The organism is Staphylococcus agnetis (genome assembly GCF_011466855.1).
GTDB classification, from domain to species: Bacteria; Bacillota; Bacilli; order Staphylococcales; family Staphylococcaceae; genus Staphylococcus; species Staphylococcus agnetis.
Genome location: NZ_CP045927.1, coordinates 683526 through 702611 on the forward strand (window position 1 = coordinate 683526; position 19086 = coordinate 702611).

The 19086-nt window shown below is 35.0% G+C and carries 20 protein-coding genes; 16 read left to right on the forward strand and 4 right to left on the reverse strand.

From position 1 onward, the window contains the following. Nucleotides 1–18 precede the first annotated feature (18 nt). Entirely contained in the window at nucleotides 19–246 is a 228-nt protein-coding gene (locus GJE18_RS03400; protein ID WP_060550800.1) for a glutaredoxin family protein, read from the reverse strand. 237 nt (nucleotides 247–483) lie between these two features. Between GJE18_RS03400 and GJE18_RS03405 the strand changes: the two genes are divergently transcribed. The 4 genes from GJE18_RS03405 (at nucleotide 484) to selX (ending at nucleotide 4643) form a co-directional block, all read left to right on the forward strand. Then, nucleotides 484–1836 (forward strand): cytochrome ubiquinol oxidase subunit I, encoded by a 1353-nt coding sequence (locus tag GJE18_RS03405; RefSeq protein WP_060550801.1) that lies wholly within the window; start codon nucleotides 484–486, stop codon nucleotides 1834–1836. Continuing rightward, entirely contained in the window at nucleotides 1833–2852 is a 1020-nt protein-coding gene (locus GJE18_RS03410) for a cytochrome d ubiquinol oxidase subunit II (protein ID WP_103345657.1), read from the forward strand. Before GJE18_RS03405 ends, GJE18_RS03410 begins: the two co-directional genes overlap by 4 nt. A gap of 174 nt (nucleotides 2853–3026) precedes the next feature. Further along, entirely contained in the window at nucleotides 3027–3686 is a 660-nt protein-coding gene (locus GJE18_RS03415; protein ID WP_037566031.1) for a potassium channel family protein, read from the forward strand. 399 nt (nucleotides 3687–4085) lie between these two features. Then, the gene (selX, locus tag GJE18_RS03420) at nucleotides 4086–4643 is read left to right on the forward strand and encodes an enterotoxin-like toxin X (RefSeq protein ID WP_240928893.1); all 558 of its coding nucleotides are present in this window, start codon (nucleotides 4086–4088) and stop codon (nucleotides 4641–4643) included. A 477-nt stretch (nucleotides 4644–5120) separates the two neighbouring features. On the opposite strand, the gene rnjA is transcribed toward selX, so the two are convergent. Both rnjA and GJE18_RS03430 read right to left on the reverse strand, forming a co-directional pair. Further along, on the reverse strand, nucleotides 5121–6803 hold the full coding sequence (gene rnjA / locus GJE18_RS03425) for a ribonuclease J1 (RefSeq protein WP_107368958.1): 1683 nt from the start codon (nucleotides 6801–6803) through the stop codon (nucleotides 5121–5123). Continuing rightward, nucleotides 6803–7018 (reverse strand): DNA-dependent RNA polymerase subunit epsilon, encoded by a 216-nt coding sequence (locus GJE18_RS03430; protein WP_037566038.1) that lies wholly within the window; start codon nucleotides 7016–7018, stop codon nucleotides 6803–6805. Before GJE18_RS03430 ends, rnjA begins: the two co-directional genes overlap by 1 nt. Before the next feature lie 467 nt (nucleotides 7019–7485). Between GJE18_RS03430 and GJE18_RS03435 the strand changes: the two genes are divergently transcribed. Beyond that, a complete protein-coding gene (locus tag GJE18_RS03435) occupies nucleotides 7486–7755 on the forward strand; it encodes a hypothetical protein (protein ID WP_037566041.1) in 270 nt (89 codons plus the stop codon). Between the two features lie 51 nt (nucleotides 7756–7806). Here GJE18_RS03435 and def read toward each other — a convergent pair whose 3' ends face one another. Further along, entirely contained in the window at nucleotides 7807–8358 is a 552-nt protein-coding gene (gene def, locus GJE18_RS03440) for a peptide deformylase (protein WP_060550805.1), read from the reverse strand. 123 nt (nucleotides 8359–8481) lie between these two features. On the opposite strand from def, the gene GJE18_RS03445 reads away from it, so the two are divergent. The 11 genes from GJE18_RS03445 (at nucleotide 8482) to GJE18_RS03495 (ending at nucleotide 19054) form a co-directional block, all read left to right on the forward strand. Next, a complete protein-coding gene (locus GJE18_RS03445) occupies nucleotides 8482–9114 on the forward strand; it encodes a YkyA family protein (protein ID WP_060550806.1) in 633 nt (210 codons plus the stop codon). Nucleotides 9115–9272: 158 nt separating this feature from the next. Then, nucleotides 9273–10382: a pyruvate dehydrogenase (acetyl-transferring) E1 component subunit alpha gene (pdhA, locus tag GJE18_RS03450; RefSeq protein WP_037566047.1), complete on the forward strand. Its 1110-nt coding sequence runs from the start codon at nucleotides 9273–9275 to the stop codon at nucleotides 10380–10382. Between the two features lie 3 nt (nucleotides 10383–10385). Further along, entirely contained in the window at nucleotides 10386–11363 is a 978-nt protein-coding gene (locus tag GJE18_RS03455) for an alpha-ketoacid dehydrogenase subunit beta (RefSeq protein ID WP_165886082.1), read from the forward strand. 208 nt (nucleotides 11364–11571) lie between these two features. Then, nucleotides 11572–12867 (forward strand): dihydrolipoamide acetyltransferase family protein, encoded by a 1296-nt coding sequence (locus GJE18_RS03460; protein ID WP_060550807.1) that lies wholly within the window; start codon nucleotides 11572–11574, stop codon nucleotides 12865–12867. A gap of 3 nt (nucleotides 12868–12870) precedes the next feature. Continuing rightward, nucleotides 12871–14277 (forward strand): dihydrolipoyl dehydrogenase, encoded by a 1407-nt coding sequence (gene lpdA / locus GJE18_RS03465; protein WP_037566053.1) that lies wholly within the window; start codon nucleotides 12871–12873, stop codon nucleotides 14275–14277. Between the two features lie 81 nt (nucleotides 14278–14358). After that, nucleotides 14359–14631 carry a UPF0223 family protein gene (locus GJE18_RS03470; RefSeq protein WP_037566055.1) on the forward strand — a complete coding sequence of 91 codons (273 nt, stop codon included), beginning with the start codon at nucleotides 14359–14361 and terminating at the stop codon, nucleotides 14629–14631. A 102-nt stretch (nucleotides 14632–14733) separates the two neighbouring features. Beyond that, nucleotides 14734–15273 (forward strand): helix-turn-helix domain-containing protein, encoded by a 540-nt coding sequence (locus GJE18_RS03475; protein ID WP_037566057.1) that lies wholly within the window; start codon nucleotides 14734–14736, stop codon nucleotides 15271–15273. An 11-nt stretch (nucleotides 15274–15284) separates the two neighbouring features. Further along, nucleotides 15285–16385: an ABC transporter ATP-binding protein gene (locus GJE18_RS03480; RefSeq protein WP_103346286.1), complete on the forward strand. Its 1101-nt coding sequence runs from the start codon at nucleotides 15285–15287 to the stop codon at nucleotides 16383–16385. Next, complete coding sequence (locus GJE18_RS03485) at nucleotides 16372–17178, forward strand: ABC transporter permease (protein ID WP_037566060.1); 807 nt, start codon at nucleotides 16372–16374, stop codon at nucleotides 17176–17178. The genes GJE18_RS03480 and GJE18_RS03485 overlap by 14 nt, the downstream gene beginning before the upstream one ends. Beyond that, on the forward strand, nucleotides 17175–17987 hold the full coding sequence (locus GJE18_RS03490; protein ID WP_037566063.1) for an ABC transporter permease: 813 nt from the start codon (nucleotides 17175–17177) through the stop codon (nucleotides 17985–17987). The genes GJE18_RS03485 and GJE18_RS03490 overlap by 4 nt, the downstream gene beginning before the upstream one ends. Then, on the forward strand, nucleotides 17984–19054 hold the full coding sequence (locus GJE18_RS03495; protein WP_060550810.1) for an ABC transporter substrate-binding protein: 1071 nt from the start codon (nucleotides 17984–17986) through the stop codon (nucleotides 19052–19054). Before GJE18_RS03490 ends, GJE18_RS03495 begins: the two co-directional genes overlap by 4 nt. Nucleotides 19055–19086: the final 32 nt, after the last annotated feature.

Genomic DNA, 19086 nt, shown 5'->3' on the forward strand with positions numbered 1-19086 from the left:
TCATACACCCTTGTGTTGTTATAATCCTAGTTTTTGATTAAGTTTATCCATATCTACTTGATACATAGGTTCATCGTCAATAAGAATCAAAGGTGTTGCAAAAGCATCCAAGTCAATCATTTCTTGACGGTAGGTTGCGTTTGAAATATTACGTTCTTCGAATTCAACTTGTTTTTCAGTTAAGTAATTTTTAACAAATGTGCAAGGTGGACAATCATTTTGCGTATAAATAACGATATTTGGCATCTTCAGACCTTCCTTTACGCGCATATTTTTCACTCAATTATTACAGTATACATGACGTAGCTATATTTTTGAATTTAAAATTATAAATCTAATTTTTAGAAAGTCAAATTGTAAATTATGGCAATTTTGCGTCATGTCATTAAATTGTCACTCATTAAATAAGCATACACATTCTGTTTCAATTGTTGTGTCAGTATAATGTAAGTTGCTTTGGAAAAAGATAAAAGGAGTGATGAAATGGATGCAGTTGAATTAAGTCGATTTTTAACTGGAATGACACTTGCCGTCCATATCATATTTGCAACGATTGGCGTGGGGATGCCAGTATTTTTTGCAATCGCTGAATTTTTAGCGATTAAGAAAAAAAGTGAACGCTATTTGGCGTTAGCTAAAAGATGGGCGAAAGGTTATACGATTACAGTAGCTGTTGGGGTAGTTACTGGAACAATCATTGGGCTTCAGTTGTCCTTGTTATGGCCTACATTTATGCGTATTGGCGGACATGTCATTGCACTACCATTATTTATGGAGACATTTGCGTTTTTCTTTGAAGCGATATTTTTAAGTATTTATCTTTATACATGGAATCGATTTAAAAATCAATTGACACATTTTATTATTAGTATACCTGTCATAATCGGTGGCACATTTTCAGCATTTTTTATAACATCTGTGAATTCGTTTATGAATACACCAGCAGGTATGGAGATTTCAAATGGGAGAATGGTCAACGTCGATCCGATTGCCGCAATGTTTAATGCGTCATTTTTTGTGCGCTCATTTCACGTTGTTGCAACAGCACTCATGACAATGGCTTTTATTTTAGCAACAATTGCGGCATTTAAATTGATAAAAAACAAAGTGAAAGAAGATACGATTTACCATCAAAAAGCACTTAAATTGACGATGATTGCAGGATTAATATTTTCAATGTTATCAATGCTTGCAGGTGATTTATCGGCTAAATTTTTACATCAAGAACAGCCTGAAAAATTGGCCGCCTACGAATGGCATTTCAATACAGAATCTAAAGCAGATTTAGTGTTGTTTGGTGTCTTAGATGAATCTACCCAAGAAGTCAAGGGTGCTATACGTATACCAGGTGCGTTAAGCTTTTTATCAGACTCAAGTTTTGATACAAAAGTGAAAGGGCTTAACGAATTTTCAAAAGATGAATTACCACCACTCATTGTGCATTATTTCTTTGATTTAATGGTTATATTTGGAATTTTTTGTTTTGTAGTTTCAGCACTTTACGTCGTGACGTTATGGGTGAAAAAGTGGAATCCACATCAGAAATGGTTGTTGTATGCCATTCTTCTAACTGGACCAGCGAGTATGCTTGCGATTGAGTTTGGTTGGTTTTTAACAGAATTAGGACGTCAACCATGGATGGTTAGAGGGATACTTAAAGTTCAAGATGCGGCTACAACAGCAGGCGGCCTACCTTTTGTAACACTTTTATTTGCCTTATTATATTTCGTTTTATTATTCTCAACGACCTTTGTCCTCGTCAGAATGTTTAAAAATCAATCGATTTCAGATGACATCGCTAAGTTACAAGCAGAAAGAAGAGGTGAATTTCAATGAGCTATGAATTGATAGGTATTACAGTATTATGGTTATTCCTCTTCGGCTATATTATTGTCGCGTCCATCGATTTTGGGGCAGGATTCTTTTCCATGCATGCCAAATTGTTTGGTGAATCTAAGAAAATTAATGGACTGATTCAACGCTATTTAAACCCTGTTTGGGAAGTGACGAACGTATTTTTTGTATTTTTCTTCGTAGGTATTGTTGGATTTTTTCCAGATACAGCTTATTACTATGGAACTGCATTACTTGTTCCAGGCTCACTTGCTTTAATCTTGTTAGCGGCACGTGGTGCGTTTTATGCTTTTGAGAATTACGGACAAGATTCAAAATTATCTTGGTTGATGATTTATGCGATTTCAGGTTTGTTAATTCCAGCATCTTTATCAACGGTTTTAACAATATCTGAAGGAGGCTATTTAATTCGTACATCGAATGACCTAGTTGACTTGGATTGGATTGCATTACTTTTAAGCCCATATGGCTGGGCGGTTGTTTTATTATCAATCGTAACCGTCCTTTATGTATCATCAGGATTTTTAACATTTTATGCGCATAGAGCCAAAGATGAAGAAGCTTATTTATTATTACGTAAATGGTTTCTCATGTGGGGCGCACCTATGATTATGATTTCATTATTTGTCTTTTTATCATTACGTGTGCAAAATAAAACGCATTTTGATACTGCGGTATTTACGTATGGTTGGTTATTTATCATTAGCTTTATCGCGTTTCTAATTGCGGGAATCCTAACGTATTTGAAAAAAGCCCATGGAATGGCGTTTATATTTGTCATTATTCAAATAGGAACAGCATTCTTTGGTTATGGTATAAGTAAATTGCCGTATTTATTATATCCATATGTGCGCATTGATCATGCGGTGACGAATGATTCAATGGCAATTGCACTTATTATTGTATTCATTTTAGGACTCGTTTTATTATTGCCATCATTAGCGTTATTGCTTAAACTATTTGTATTTGACAAAGACTATGTAAGAGGTAGAAAATAGGAGTATTCATTAATATCGCATGTTAATGAGAACGGGAAAGTTACCCGTTCAAACTGTTATAATAATCATGAATACATGTGGAAGTATAATACTAACTTCGACATCTAAAGTATGAATACAAAGATTAACTTTACCATTTTCATGCTTGATCTTTTCTTATTACGGAGGTAAATCATGGATAAAGAGTATGTTGTAATTGGTTTAGGGCGTTTCGGCGGAAGTATTGTACGTGAGCTGAATGCGCTTGATATGGATGTGATGGCTATTGATAGTGATGAACATCGTGTAGATGAATATAGTGATATCGCAACACATGCAGTTGTAGCGGATACAACAGATGAAGCTGTTATGAAAAGTTTAGGAATTAGAAACTTTGATCATGTCATCGTTGCGATTGGTGAAAATATCCAAGCAAGTACACTGACGACGTTAATTTTAAAGGAATTAGGCGTCAAAAAAGTTACTGCCAAAGCACAAAATGATTATCACGCTAAAATATTGAACAAAATAGGGGCGGACACGGTTGTCCATCCTGAGCGTGACATGGGTCGCCGAATTGCACATAATGTAGCGAGCGGCACAGTTCTTGATTACCTAGAACTTTCAGATGAACACTCTATTATTGAAATGAAAGTAAATGAAAAATTAGCAGGACAAAGTTTAGTAGATTTAGATATTCGTGCCAACTACGGTATTAATATTATCGCTATCAAACGTGGTAAAGAAATTATTGTCGCGCCAGACCCTGAAATGGTATTAGAATTTGATGATATTTTAATTATGATTGGTCACGATAATGATTTAACACGCTATGAGAAAAAGATGGCACATTAAGAGAACATGGATTGTAGTTGGCCAATCATGAGATGCTTTTTTAATGGTAAGAGTGCTTGTCCCTTAGAGTATGTTACTCTAATCACGAGTGGTAAGGATGAGCTCATAGTTTATGATGATTTAAACCGTTGCGATTGTTTGTCACAACGGTTTTTTATATGAAGTCATATATTGATTAACGATGAATATAATGTTGCTTTAGCTGCAACTTCAGATGCAAACAATCTATTATAAGTGGAGTTGTGATGGAACTTGAGTGCTTGAATTGACGAGGATTAAGATTTAATTAAGATTCTTTAATATTCTGTATATTTTATTTTTAATTTTTAGTTATATAATAAACATACATCATGATGTGCAGTTTAAAAAACTGAATTCAACTAAGATAGGAGAGAGATAATGATGCCTTTAAAATGCTTAACAAAACTTACGATGGCAGGAATTATTTTAACTGGATTTACAGGAACAGCTGCTTTAGGCAGTATTTCAAATACAACTCACGCAGCGACGCCTGAAGTGCAAGGAGTACATTCGCAAAATGAAGCGGCAGCGGTTAAATCGTTATATGATAGATATAGTAAATCTCAAATAGGTGATAAAAAAGGGAACTTAAAAATTTGGGCATACTCAAATGCACCTTTGAAATCAAATGAAGTGCGTTTAAATATTAACGGCACTTACCTTTTTAATGGTACAACATACACGCCTAAGCGTAATGTCACATTAAATAAAGGGAAAATTACACTTAAAGAGTTGGATCATATTGTAAGGTATGCGCATGTGTCTTACGGTTTGTATTTAGGTGATAAACTTCCGAAAGGTGATATTGTCATCCATACAAAATCTGGCGATAGATATACCCTTGAAACACATAAAGCGTTACAAAGTGATAGAGAAAATGTGGAAATTAATACCGAAGATCTCAAAAATATCACTTTCGATATTAAAGTTTTATGATGTTTAGCATATTTTTATCAAACTAATTTTGAACAAGCAATGATTGAAATACACGTTATAACAGAAAAATGATTAAACTGATGATAGATGAAGTTGAGAGAGAAAAATAAAGTATGAATGGCAGAGATTGATCACCCGATAAATCAAAGTGATTTACAGGTAATCAATCTCTATATTTATGAACGATTAGTTTAAAGGTATGCCCGAAAAGGTTTAATAAAAAATGTAAAAAAACGCAGTTCATTTTACTGATGATAGTTTGTATGAGTCGTATACAAACTTGATCAATCCGCTTGTGATAAAACCGCTTGATTAAACGTCAAATTTTTTAGTCTGAGAATGAGAAAAATTAGCGCTTGTATTAAGTGAGTCTGAGAAAGTCGTACAGTCTCACTACTTTTATAAGGGGTAGCCAGTCAGAGGATTTCAGTCGCAAAAAACCACCCGTGAAAGCGGGTGGTTTTGATTTGAACCTATTTATTTGTCTTCATTGACTTTCATAATGACTGGTAAAATCATCGGTTTACGTGCTGTTTTCTCATATAAATACGGTTGTAATGTTTCGATGATGGATGATTTGATTTGATGCCATTGGATATTGTCGTTGTTATTTAATTTATAAATGACATCTTTTTTAATTTTACGTTGCGCATCGTAAATCAATTGACCAGATTCACGCATATAAACGAAACCACGAGAAATAATATCTGGGCCTGAAAGCAATTGATTCGTTTTGAAGTCAATACTCACAACGACAATGACTAAACCTTCTTCTGATAATAATTTACGATCTCGAATCACGACATTTCCGATATCACCAATACCGCTACCATCTACTAATATATTACCAGATGGAATACGTCCAGCAGTACGTGCAGAATCGCGCGTTAAAGCTAATACATCTCCGATATCATGAATGAAGACGTTATCTTCAGCTACACCACAATCAATACCTGTTTGTCCATGCGCTTTTAACATACGATACTCCCCGTGAATAGGTAGGAAGTATTTAGGACGAATTAAACGTAACATTAATTGTTGATCACCTTGAGAGCCGTGACCTGACGTATGAATGTTTGAAATCTTATTGTGAATCACTTCAGCACCAGCTTGATACAATGCATTAATTGTACGGTTAATGCTTTTTGTATTACCAGGAATCGGTGAAGAACTAAAAACAACAGTGTCTTCAGGAATGATTTTAATTTGCTTATGTGTTCCATTGGCAATACGTGAAAGTGCAGCCATCGGTTCACCTTGAGAGCCTGTACATAAAATTAATAATTCATGTTTAGGGATGCTATTAATTTTATTTGGTTCTACAAACGTTTCAGGCGGAGCTTTAATGTAACCAAGCTCTGTCCCGATTTTAATATTGTTTTCCATTGAACGTCCAAAAGTAACGATTTTGCGATTATATTTAACGGCAGCTTCAACAGCTTGTTGAACACGGTAAATATTTGAAGCAAAAGTTGCGAAGATAATACGTCCAGTACAACCCCTGAAAATTTTATCGACATTTTGACCTACTTCACGTTCACTTAATGTAAAGTCTGGAACAAGTGAATTTGTAGAATCTGACAACAAACATAGTACGCCTTCATCTCCAAGACGTGCCATTTTTGCAATGTTTGCTGGAGCGCCTACAGGTGTAAAGTCGAATTTAAAATCTCCTGTATGAACAATTTTACCTTCTGGTGTATCTACAATTACACCGTACGTTTCAGGTATGCTGTGAGTTGTGAGGTAAAAGCTGATTTCAAAATGCTTTGATGTGATGACTGAATCTTCATCAATTTCATTTAAAGATGCTGTGCGCAGTAGATGATGTTCTTCAAGCTTATTACGGATTAAACCGAGTGCAAGTGGGCCGCCATAAATAGGAACATTGATTTTTTTAAGCAGGTAGGGCACACCACCAATGTGATCTTCATGACCATGTGTAATAAACAAACCAACAATTTTATCTTGGTTTTGTTCAAGGTAAGAATAATCAGGAATGACATAGTCAATACCTAATAGGTTATCATCGGGGAACTTAATTCCTGCATCAATGATGACGATTTCATCTTTGTACTCAACAGCATAAGTGTTTTTACCAATCTCACCTAAACCACCAAGTGCATATACTCCCACTTCGTTTTTATGAAGTTGCTTCATTACTCAGCGCGCTCCACGTTGAAATGCTCTGACTTTTCTTCATATTCTAAATGTGCGCCCTCTAATTTAGTTATGAATTCGATATTGTAATGACGTTCTTTTAAATAACGTCTTACTTGTTCTTCTGTTTCTGCTTCAACATAAATCGTTTGTGTATTTTCGCGAACAATCACTTCGTCACGATTATGTTGATAAAATACTTTAAAAATTGCCATATAATATTTCCTCCTAGAATTTGCAAATATATATTTATGATGCATGAATCTAAGTGTTTTAATGTAAAAATAAAAAACATGAACTGAATAAGTAAAATCGTAAAGATAGACTTCATTCAATCCATACATTCATAGACTTAGTTACTTGCATATGTATTATTTAAATCCGATCGATGCGTGGGATAAATCATATTAGGGTATAGGATTGTATCTACGCAGAAAAGGTAACTTTGACATAGAATTACATTAACGTATGCACCATACGTTTTCAATTCGAATGATAACAACTCTAAAATATTGAAGCATACGTTCTATATTTTAAATGTATAATGTCAACGTTCAATGACCTAGTTAGTATTTATTTTACCTTATGTAATCAGATAAATAAAGCAGTTTGTGATAAACTACATTTATAGTAAGCATCTTTCCATGAATTGCTTGTACTTAAATGAAAATAGGTGAGCGTAATGAAAAATGATACCCGCATAATTGAAGAACTTAAAAAAGAGTTAAAGCGTGAAGATAAAACATTAAAGAGTATTAATTTTGAAGTTAGAGAAAATGAAGTAACAATGTTTTTTGAATATAACGAACCGAGTCCTTTAACGCACAATCATCATTATATTAAACATGACCATGATCCTGAAATATTAGATGTTGAAACGTTTGAGCACATAAAAGCGGAGCTTAAATCATTAAATGTGAGCTATACTGAACGTAGAGATGAATTTATGTAAAAAGTAAAACACCTAAGAAGGTACATCACGTACAACTTCTTAGGTGTTTCATTATACTTCGACCGCATTTGCATGAGGTTGAAGTGGATTTTGATCATCAATGTGATCGAAAAACATCACCCCATTTAAATGATCGAGTTCATGTTGAAAGACAATTGCTGGATAGCCTTTTAAACGTAAACTAAATTCATTGCCATCCATATCGAATGCCTTAATTTTAATTCTATAATGACGATGAACAAGTCCAGGTACATCTTCGTCAACGCTTAAACAACCTTCACCAGTAGGTAAATAACCTTCTTGGACACTGTGACTAACGATTTTAGGGTTAATCACTATCATGTCATAAGATTTACCGTTACCATCATCAGGTAGATATATCGCAAATGCACGTTTCGGCACATTGATTTGTGGTGCAGCTAAGCCAACCCCACTGCGTAATTGATATTTTTCTGAGATTTCCGGGTCTTGGCTATTGCGTAAAAATGTTTGCATAGCTAAAAAGGTTTCTTTGTCTTCAGCAGATAAAGGGAATGTAACTTCTTCTGCTCTTTGACGAAGCGTTGGATGTCCATCGCGGATAATATCTTTCATTGTTAGCATATTTGACACCTTCCTTAAACAATAATATATCAGATAAGTGTATGCGAGTCATAATAATAATGTTTGATTTATCCAAATGATTTCATTACCATTACCATTGAATAGAAGGAGGACGTTTAGATTATGAAGATAAAGAAAACGATAAGTGTTGTTTTAGCAACAACTGTATTATTGGCGGCTTGTAATAATGACAAAGAACATATACAAAATGTTAATGACGGTCTTGAAAAAATGCAAAAGGCTGAGCAACCCCTTGAACAAATTAATCAAAACAGAAATAAACTAGAACAAGAAAAAGAAAAAATCACAAAAGGGTTTACTGGGAAAAATCCTGCTGCGCTTCAAGACGATCTTAAAAAAGTATTGAAAAATACTGAAGAAAGAAATAAAACTATTAAACAAGAAGAAAATGCAGTAAAAAATTCTAAAAAAGAATTCGAAAAAGTTAAAAGTGAAGTTAATAAAATAGAAGACAAAGATAAGAAAAAGCAATACGACGAATTCGTTAAAGCACTCGACACGAAATATCAAAATCACGCTGACTTCACAAAAGGTTATCAAGATTTAGTAAATAAAGAAAAAGACTTGTTCACGTATTTTTCAGGTCAGTCTGGTACGCAAGATGAAGTTGATAAAAAATCAAAATCAATTGTAGAAGCACAAAAACAATTAAAAAATAAAGTTGACAAATATGCGAAGTCACTCAGAAATGTACAAAAAGAAAAACGTGATATTGACGAGATTTCCAACTCTTAAGAGTATAACAGTTTTATAATTTTAGTATAACAGTTGCGCTCGCTGTAATGCTATCAACTGTTACAGAACTTGTGTAAAACTGTTTAACAGCTCTTATGAAATGTGTTAAACTATGTAAAGATGAAATATATAAAAACGGGAAAGGTATGGTGAATTGAATGGCTAAGTTAAAAGCCCAATTCGATGCTGAACAAGTATTGAAAGATACTGAATCAAAATTTGAAATGGTTCAAATCTTAGATGCAGATGGAAATGTAACTAATGAAGATTTGTTGCCAGATTTATCAGATGAGCAATTAGTTGAATTAATGAGAAGAATGGTATGGACGCGTATCCTTGACCAACGTTCTATTTCTTTAAATAGACAAGGACGTTTAGGTTTCTATGCGCCTACTGCTGGTCAAGAAGCATCTCAACTTGCTTCTCAATATGCATTAGAAAAAGAAGACTTCATTCTTCCAGGTTACCGTGATGTGCCACAATTAATTTGGCATGGTTTACCATTAACTAAAGCATTTTTATTCTCACGTGGACACTTTGTTGGGAACCAATTCCCTGAAGGCGTGAATGCATTGAGCCCACAAATCATCATCGGTGCACAATACATTCAAACTGCTGGTGTGGCATTAGGTCTTAAAAAACGTGGTAAAGATGCAGTTGCGATTACGTATACAGGTGATGGTGGTTCTTCACAAGGTGACTTCTATGAAGGTATCAACTTTGCATCAGCATACAAAGTACCTGCAATCTTCGTTATTCAAAATAATAACTATGCGATTTCTACACCACGTGATAAACAAACAGCAGCGCAAACATTAGCACAAAAAGCTGTTGCTGCAGGTATCCCTGGTATTCAAGTAGATGGTATGGACGCATTAGCGGTATACCAAGCTACTAAAGAAGCACGTGATCGTGCAGTTAGAGGCGAAGGTCCAACTCTAATTGAAACAATGACTTATCGTTATGGTCCACATACAATGGCTGGTGACGATCCAACGAAATATAGAACTTCTGATGAAGACTCTGAATGGGAGAAAAAAGACCCACTCGTACGTTTCAGAAAGTTCTTAGAAAATAAAGGTTTATGGTCAGAAGACAAAGAAAACGAAGTTATCGAGCAAGCTAAAGATGAAATCAAAGCAGCTATTAAAGAAGCAGATGGTATTGAAAAACAATCTGTAACTTCATTAATGGAAATCATGTATGAAGATATGCCATATAACCTTAAAGAACAATATGAAATTTACAAAGAGAAGGAGTCGAAGTAAGCCATGGCACAAATGACAATGGTTCAAGCGATTAACAATGCGCTAGCAACTGAACTTAAAAATGACGAAAACACTTTGATTTTTGGTGAGGACGTAGGTGTTAATGGTGGTGTATTCCGTGTAACTGAAGGATTACAAAAAGAATTCGGTGAAGACCGTGTATTCGACACACCTTTAGCAGAATCAGGTATCGGTGGTCTAGCATTAGGTTTATCAACACAAGGTTACCGTCCAATTATGGAAGTACAATTCTTAGGTTTCGTATTTGAAGTATTTGACTCAATCGCTGGTCAAATCGCACGTCATCGTTTCCGTTCAGGTAACTCTAAAATTGCGCCTGTGACAGTTCGTGCACCATTTGGTGGTGGTGTTCATACACCAGAATTACACGCTGATAACTTAGAAGGTCTTTTAGCGCAATCACCAGGTTTAAAAGTCGTTATTCCTTCTGGTCCATATGATGCTAAAGGTTTATTAATCGAAAGTATTCGTAGCAACGACCCAGTTGTGTACTTAGAGCATATGAAATTATATCGTTCATTCCGTGAAGAAGTACCTGAAGAAGAGTACACAATTGAAATTGGTAAAGCGAACGTTAAACGTGAAGGTTCAGATTTAACAATCATCACTTACGGTGCAATGGTTCAAGAATCATTAAAAGCAGCTGAAGAACTTGAAAAAGAAGGTCACTCAGTTGAAGTAATCGACTTACGTACGGTTCAACCACTTGACATTGATACAATTGTTAAATCAACTGAAAAAACAGGCCGTGTGGTAGTCGTTCAAGAAGCTCAAAAACAAGCGGGTGTGGGTGCAAACGTAGTATCTGAATTATCAGAGCGCGCTGTACTTTCATTAGAAGCACCAATCGGACGTGTTTCAGCACCGGATACGATCTATCCATTTACACAAGCTGAAAACGTTTGGTTACCAAACAAAAACGACATCATCGAAAAAGTAAAAGAAACACTTGAATTTTAATTAACTTAAACGAGTCATCAAAAGGGTATATAGGAATGGTTAGAGGCGAAAAGTTATATTTTAGGTAACTTTATTATAGATGATAAACACAGATTGAATGTAGAGCATAACAGTGCAGAACACGATTTCTATGACATCTTCCGTCACTAACATTCCTTTATTCCGTTATAACTTATCAATCTAAAACGATTAATTAGGAGGAAACAACGTGGCATTTGAATTTAAATTACCAGATATTGGTGAAGGTATCCACGAAGGTGAAATTGTAAAGTGGTTTGTAAAAGCTGGAGATCAAATCGAAGAAGACGATGTACTATGTGAAGTTCAAAACGATAAATCTGTCGTTGAAATCCCTTCACCTGTTTCAGGGAAAGTTGAAGAAGTTCTTGTTGAAGAAGGTACAGTGGCAGTTGTAGGTGATACAATTGTTAAAATTGATGCACCAGATGCTGAAGAAATGCAATTTAAAGGCGGTCATGATGACGATAGCTCAAGTGACAGCAAAGAAGAAGTAAAAGAGGAAGCTAAAGAAGAAACGCCTCAACAACCAGCAGCTAATGAAGAAGTTGACGAAAACAGACATGTTAAAGCAATGCCTTCAGTGCGCAAGTATGCACGTGACAACAATGTAAACATTAAAGCTGTTAATGGCACAGGTAAAAATGGTAGAATTACAAAAGAAGATGTGGATGCATACTTAAATGGTGGCGGACAAGCTGCACCAGCTCAAGAAGAAGCGTCAGCACCAGCTGAAACTACTCAAGAAGCAACTGCAGCACCTACAGCAGCGCCAGCAGGTGACTTCCCAGAAACAACTGAAAAAATTCCTGCAATGCGTAAGGCAATTGCTAAAGCTATGGTTAACTCTAAACATACAGCACCTCACGTAACATTAATGGATGAAATCGATGTTCAACAATTATGGGATCACCGTAAGAAGTTTAAAGAAATCGCAGCTGAACAAGGTACGAAATTAACATTCTTACCATATGTTGTTAAAGCATTAGTGTCAGCACTTAAAAAATACCCAGCGCTTAACACTTCATTCAATGAAGAAGCAGGCGAAGTTGTACACAAACACTATTGGAATATTGGTATCGCTGCAGATACAGACAGAGGCTTATTAGTACCTGTTGTAAAACATGCAGATCGTAAATCTATCTTCCAAATTTCTGATGAAATTAATGAACTTGCGGTTAAAGCACGTGACGGTAAATTAACTTCTGATGAAATGAAAGGTGCAACTTGTACAATCAGTAATATCGGTTCTGCAGGTGGTCAATGGTTCACACCAGTTATTAACCATCCTGAAGTTGCGATTTTAGGTATTGGCCGTATTGCTCAAAAACCAATCGTAAAAGATGGTGAAATTGTAGCAGCACCAGTATTAGCATTATCATTAAGCTTTGACCATAGACAAATTGACGGTGCAACTGGTCAAAACGCAATGAACCACATCAAGCGTTTACTTAACAATCCAGAATTATTATTAATGGAGGGGTAAAATATGGTAGTCGGAGATTTTCCAATTGAAACAGATACTATTGTTATCGGGGCAGGTCCAGGTGGATATGTAGCAGCAATTCGTGCAGCACAACTTGGTCAAAAAGTTACAATCGTTGAAAAAGGTAATTTAGGTGGCGTTTGCTTAAACGTAGGTTGTATTCCTTCAAAAGCATTATTAAACGTATCACACCGTTTTGAACAAGCACAACATGGTGCTGACCTTGGTGTCACTGCTGAAAACGTATCTTTAGATTTCGATAAAGTACAATCTTTTAAAGGTTCTGTCGTTAATAAATTAACGAGCGGTGTTGAAGCTTTATTAAAAGGTAACAAAGTAGAAATCGTTAAAGGTGAAGCTTATTTCGTAGACAAAAATAGCTTACGTGTGATGGATGATAAAAGTGCGCAAACGTACAACTTCAAAAATGCAATTATTGCTACGGGTTCTCGCCCAATTGAAATCCCTAATTTCAAATTTGGTGGTCGCATCTTAGATTCTACAGGTGCATTAAACCTTAAAGAAGTACCTAAAAAATTAGTTGTCGTTGGTGGCGGTTATATTGGTTCAGAACTTGGTACTGCGTATGCTAACTTTGGTACAGAAGTTACTATCCTTGAAGGTGCGAAAGACATCTTAGGCGGTTTCGAAAAACAAATGACACAACCTGTTAAAAAAGGTATGAAAGCTAAAGGTATGACGATTGAAACGGAAGCTTTAGCAAAATCTGCTGAAGAAACAGACAATGGTGTTAAAGTAACGTATGAAGTTAAAGGTGAAGAAAAAACAATCGAAGCGGATTACGTATTAGTAACAGTAGGTCGTCGTCCTAACACTGATGAATTAGGTTTAGAAGAAGTTGGCGTTAAATTAACTGATCGTGGTTTAATTGATGTTGACAAACAAAGCCGTACATCAGTAGATAGTATCTATGCAATTGGTGATATCGTACCAGGTTTACCTCTTGCACATAAAGCAAGCTATGAAGCTAAAATTGCTGCAGAAGCAATTGCTGGACACAATTCTGAAGTAGATTATATTGGTATGCCAGCTGTATGTTTCACTGAACCAGAACTTGCACAAGTGGGTTACACTGAAGCTCAAGCTAAAGAAGAAGGCATTGAATACAAAGCTTCTAAATTCCCATACCAAGCAAACGGCCGTGCATTATCATTAGATGATACAACTGGTTTCGTTAAGTTAATTACACTTAAAGAAGATGACACTCTAATTGGTGCTCAAGTTGTTGGTACAAGTGCATCTGATGTCATTGCTGAATTAGGTTTAGCGATTGAAGCTGGTATGAACGCTGAAGATATCGCTTTAACAGTGCATGCGCACCCAACTTTAGGTGAAATGAGCATGGAAGCTGCTGAAAAAGCAATTGGATTACCAATTCATACAATGTAATAAAAAATAATACATTTAAGGGTAAGGACATGTTGCGTGTCCTTGCTCTTTTTCTTATATTTTGATGAAGGAGGGATGTATATGGATTACCAATATCCAATAGATGTGGATTGGTCTCAAGAAGAAATGGTACAAGTGATATCATTCTTTAATGCGATTGAAGCATATTATGAGTCCTCTATTAATCGAGAGGTCTTGATGACGCGATACCAAGCTTTTAAAAAGGTAGTACCTGGTAAAGCGGACGAAAAAAATATATTTAACACATTTAAATCTGAGAGTGGTTACGATAGCTATAGAGTGATGAAAGAAGCTAAAAATCATCCAGAAAAAAGCAAATTATATGACAATTAAAAAACCTATTGTAATTTGAGCTGTAGTTTGGTATTTTTATTAGGCATTAAACTTTATGTTTAGTAAAAGTAAACAAATTACAGCTTTTTTTAGGAGTTAATGATGGATATAGGTCAAAAACTTAAAACGTTAAGGCTACTCAAAAATTTAACGCAAGAAGAATTAGGAGAACGTACAGATTTATCTAAAGGATATATCTCACAAATAGAAAGTGACAAAACATCGCCGAGTATGGAGACATTTTTAAATTTATTAGAAGTGTTAGGCACGACACCAGCTGAATTTTTCGACAAAAAACAAGTTGATAAAATTCACTATCCTAAATCTGAACAACTCACTTATGATGAGTATGATAAAGGGTATTTTTTACAATGGCCTGTTAAAACATCAAATGATTTTGAAATGGAACCGTTAATTTTAACACTTCAACCACATGCGTCATACAAATTATTTGAGCCTTCATATTCAGATACTTTTGTTTATTGTATGCGTGGGAGTGTCACGCTCAAATTAGGGAATGAAAAGTATAAAGCGTCAAAAGGGGATGCCTTATATTTTAAAGCAACTAAACAACATCAACTCATCAATGAACATCATAGTGAGGGACGCGTCATGATTGTTGCGACGTCATCGTATTTATAGGAGGGAAGACTTTGACTGCCTTATTAACATTTCAAAATGTAACAAAAAAATATCAAGATAAAACGATTATTAATGATATTAATTTAGAGATTGAATCTGGTCATTTCTATACGATTTTAGGACCATCTGGTTGTGGTAAGACGACAATTTTAAAATTGATTGCAGGTTTTGAACATGCAGATGCTGGTCAAATTGTATACCAAGGGAAAACGATTAATGAACTTCCACCAAATAAGCGCCAAGTGAATACCGTGTTTCAAGATTATGCACTTTTTCCGCATTTAAATGTATATGAAAATGTCGCATTTGGATTAAAAATGAAGAAAATGAACAAATCAAAGATAAAAGAAAAGGTACTTGAAGCATTGAAATTAGTGAAGTTAGATCAATTTGTAGATCGTGATATTCATGAGTTGAGTGGAGGACAAAAACAACGTATTGCGATTGCACGCGCTATTGTCAATGAACCTGAAATTCTTTTACTTGATGAATCGTTATCTGCATTAGATTTAAAATTACGTACAGAAATGCAATATGAATTAAGAGACTTACAATCAAGATTAGGCATTACATTTGTCTTTGTGACGCATGACCAAGAAGAAGCACTCGCTTTAAGTGATTACATTTTTGTGATGCGAGAGGGCAATATTGAACAGTTCGGTACACCTTTAGACATTTATGATGAGCCTGTGAATCGATATGTGGCTGACTTTATTGGAGAATCAAATATCGTAGAGGGACACATGGTTCAAGACTATGTGGTTAATATTTATGGGCAAAATTTTGATTGTGTCGATAAAGATATTCCCCAGGGTAAAAAAGTAGATGTGATCATTAGACCTGAAGACATTTCTTTAGTAGACGCATCTGAAGGGTTATTTAAAGCAACAGTTCATTCAACGCTATTTAGAGGTGTTCATTATGAAATTACGTGCATCGATGAGCAAGGGTATCAGTGGACGATTCAATCCACTAAAAATGCAGAAGTTGATGATAAAGTAGGATTATATTTTGATCCTGTAGCCATCCATATTATGGTTCCTGGTGAAACTGAAGAAGAATTTGACAAACGAATTGAAGGTTATGGAGAAGTAGATTATGAGACATATTAGTCGTTGGTTGGCTATCCCCTATATTTTATGGATGCTAATCTTTATCATTATTCCTGTCCTATTACTTTGTTATTTTTCGTTTGTCGATCGTAACGGTCACTTTTCTTTAGAAAACTATCAACAATTTTTTACAATGCGCTACATGTATATGTTAGGAGAATCTATTTTATACGCAGCAATTATAACGGCAGTGTGTTTAATGATCAGTTATCCTGCAGCCTATTTTATTCGACAGTCTAAGCATGCTGCAACGTGGTTATTAGTTATGATTATACCAACTTGGATGAATTTACTACTTAAGACATATGCATTTATAGGGATTTTCAGTCAAGATGGACTTATCAATCGTTTCATGACTGCCTTACATCTACCTAGTCAGTCTTTATTGTTTACAGCACCTGCTTTCATAATTGTATCGGCATATATTTATATCCCATTTATGCTGTTACCGATTTACAATAGTATGAAAGACATTAATAACCAATTATTCTATGCTGCGCAGGATTTAGGAGCGAACACATTTACAACGATGCAAAAAGTTTTGTTACCTTTGTCTAAAGAAGGGATTAAAACGGGTATACAAGTTACATTTATCCCAGCACTGTCTTTATTTATGATTACGCGTTTAATTGCCGGTAATAAAGTAGTCAATATCGGTACTGCGATTGAAGAGCAATTTTTAGTGATTCAAAATTATGGTATGGGTTCTACCATCGCATTATTTTTAGTCCTGTTTATGGCACTTCTATTGATTATGACGCGTACGAAAAGTAAAGGAGGTGCGTCACGATGAAATGGATAGGTAAAAGTTATTTAATTGGTTTACTTATCGTATTGTACTTACCTATTTTTTATCTGATGTTTTATTCCTTTAATAGCGAAGGCAACATGGTCCATTTTGGTGGATTTACTTTAGAACATTATGTCACATTATTTAATAATAAACGCTTGCTTGAAGTGGTCTTCAATACGATAGCAGTGGCGTTAATTGCAGCAGCCATTTCAACAATTATTGGTGTTTTTGGCGCATTAATGTTATACCAAATCCGTAATCAATCATTGAAGATTTCATTTTTAACATTGAATAATGTATTGATGGTTTCATCAGACGTGGTGATTGGTGCATCATTTTTAATTATGTTTACAGCAATCGGACATGTGACAGGATTTGGATTAGGATTTACCTCTGTCCTTGTTTCTCATATTGCGTTTTGTATTCCGATTGTGGTCATTATTGTATTGCCTAAATTATATGAAATGAATGAATCTATATTAGATGCCGGGCGTGATTTAGGTGCATCAGACTTTCAAGTTTTAAGTCGTATCGTCATCCCGCAATTGATGCCTGGGATTATCGGAGGCTTTTTTATGGCCTTAACGTATTCATTAGATGATTTCACTGTGAGTTTTTTTGTCACAGGTAATGGTTTTAGTGTACTGTCAGTCGAAGTCTATTCTATGGCACGACGCGGTATTAGCATGGAAATTAACGCAATATCCACCATTTTATTCCTCATCATTATGCTTGGATTAGTCATTTATCAATGGTTAAAAAAACATAATCAACGCACAATGAATCATAAAAGGGAGATGACGTTATGAAGCAATTGATGCAACTTGTGGTAGGGGCACTTTTACTGGGAATCCTTTGTTTAGGCGTTGGTTATTGGATTAATCATGATGTCGGTCAAAAAAATCAACAAAAATTGTATGTATATAATTGGGGAGAATATATTGATCCTGAGCTCATTAAACAATTTGAAAAAGAATCCGGTATTAAAGTTATTTATGAAACATTTGATTCTAATGAGGCAATGGAAGCTAAAATTCGTAATGGTGGGACGAGCTACGATGTGGCTTTTCCAAGTGATTATACGATTCAAAAAATGCGCAAAGCCCATTTGTTAAAGGAATTAGATAAAAGTAAAATTCCTAATGCAAAACACCTTGATTCCTATTATATGAATCAACCTTTCGATCCTCACAATAAATATTCAATGCCTTATTTCTTTGGCACAGTGGGTATCATTTATGACAAAACAAAATATCCAGACATAAAGTTTGATAGTTGGAAAGATTTAAAAAATCCAAAACTTAAAAATGATGTCATTTTTGTTGATGGTGCCCGTGAAATTATGGGACTATCATTAAATAGTTTAGGGTATAGTTTGAATGATAAGAATACTAAACATCTACAGGAAGCTGAAACTGAACTGAAATCCTATGCACCTTCAGTTAAAGGTGTTGTCGGTGACGAAGTTTCAATGATGCTAGAACAACATGAGGCTGGCGCAGCAGTATTATGGAGTGGTTCTGCGGCACCGATATTTACTAGTGATAATCGGTATGATTATGTCGTGCCTAAGGAAGGTTCTAACTTATGGTTCGATAATATGGTGATACCTAAAACAGCTCAAAATGTTGAAGGTGCGCATAAATTTATTAACTTTTTATTAGACCCTCAAGTGAGTAAACAAAATACTGAATGGGTAGAATATGGTACACCGAATAAAACAGCTAAATCTTTATTACCTAAAGAAACGCGTGAAGATACGCGAATTTACCCTACCAAAGAAGAACAAAAACGACTTGAAGTGTATAAAGATTTAGGTCCGGATGTATTAAATGAGTACAATGAGCGATTTCTAAACTTTAAAATGGGATTATGATTCTAGTTATTTTGATTAAGTTTAGATATAAT

Bases quoted from the DNA above. Each gene is read 5' to 3' on its own strand.
- GJE18_RS03400 (WP_060550800.1), bottom strand. From the start codon at position 246: ATGCCAAATATCGTTATTTATACGCAAAATGATTGTCCACCTTGCACA.
- GJE18_RS03405 (WP_060550801.1), top strand. From the start codon at position 484: ATGGATGCAGTTGAATTAAGTCGATTTTTAACTGGAATGACACTTGCC.
- GJE18_RS03410 (WP_103345657.1), top strand. From the start codon at position 1,833: ATGAGCTATGAATTGATAGGTATTACAGTATTATGGTTATTCCTCTTC.
- GJE18_RS03415 (WP_037566031.1), top strand. From the start codon at position 3,027: ATGGATAAAGAGTATGTTGTAATTGGTTTAGGGCGTTTCGGCGGAAGT.
- selX (WP_240928893.1), top strand. From the start codon at position 4,086: ATGATGCCTTTAAAATGCTTAACAAAACTTACGATGGCAGGAATTATT.
- rnjA (WP_107368958.1), bottom strand. From the start codon at position 6,803: ATGAAGCAACTTCATAAAAACGAAGTGGGAGTATATGCACTTGGTGGT.
- GJE18_RS03430 (WP_037566038.1), bottom strand. From the start codon at position 7,018: ATGGCAATTTTTAAAGTATTTTATCAACATAATCGTGACGAAGTGATT.
- GJE18_RS03435 (WP_037566041.1), top strand. From the start codon at position 7,486: ATGAAAAATGATACCCGCATAATTGAAGAACTTAAAAAAGAGTTAAAG.
- def (WP_060550805.1), bottom strand. From the start codon at position 8,358: ATGCTAACAATGAAAGATATTATCCGCGATGGACATCCAACGCTTCGT.
- GJE18_RS03445 (WP_060550806.1), top strand. From the start codon at position 8,482: ATGAAGATAAAGAAAACGATAAGTGTTGTTTTAGCAACAACTGTATTA.
- pdhA (WP_037566047.1), top strand. From the start codon at position 9,273: ATGGCTAAGTTAAAAGCCCAATTCGATGCTGAACAAGTATTGAAAGAT.
- GJE18_RS03455 (WP_165886082.1), top strand. From the start codon at position 10,386: ATGGCACAAATGACAATGGTTCAAGCGATTAACAATGCGCTAGCAACT.
- lpdA (WP_037566053.1), top strand. From the start codon at position 12,871: ATGGTAGTCGGAGATTTTCCAATTGAAACAGATACTATTGTTATCGGG.
- GJE18_RS03470 (WP_037566055.1), top strand. From the start codon at position 14,359: ATGGATTACCAATATCCAATAGATGTGGATTGGTCTCAAGAAGAAATG.
- GJE18_RS03475 (WP_037566057.1), top strand. From the start codon at position 14,734: ATGGATATAGGTCAAAAACTTAAAACGTTAAGGCTACTCAAAAATTTA.
- GJE18_RS03485 (WP_037566060.1), top strand. From the start codon at position 16,372: ATGAGACATATTAGTCGTTGGTTGGCTATCCCCTATATTTTATGGATG.
- GJE18_RS03490 (WP_037566063.1), top strand. From the start codon at position 17,175: ATGAAATGGATAGGTAAAAGTTATTTAATTGGTTTACTTATCGTATTG.
- GJE18_RS03495 (WP_060550810.1), top strand. From the start codon at position 17,984: ATGAAGCAATTGATGCAACTTGTGGTAGGGGCACTTTTACTGGGAATC.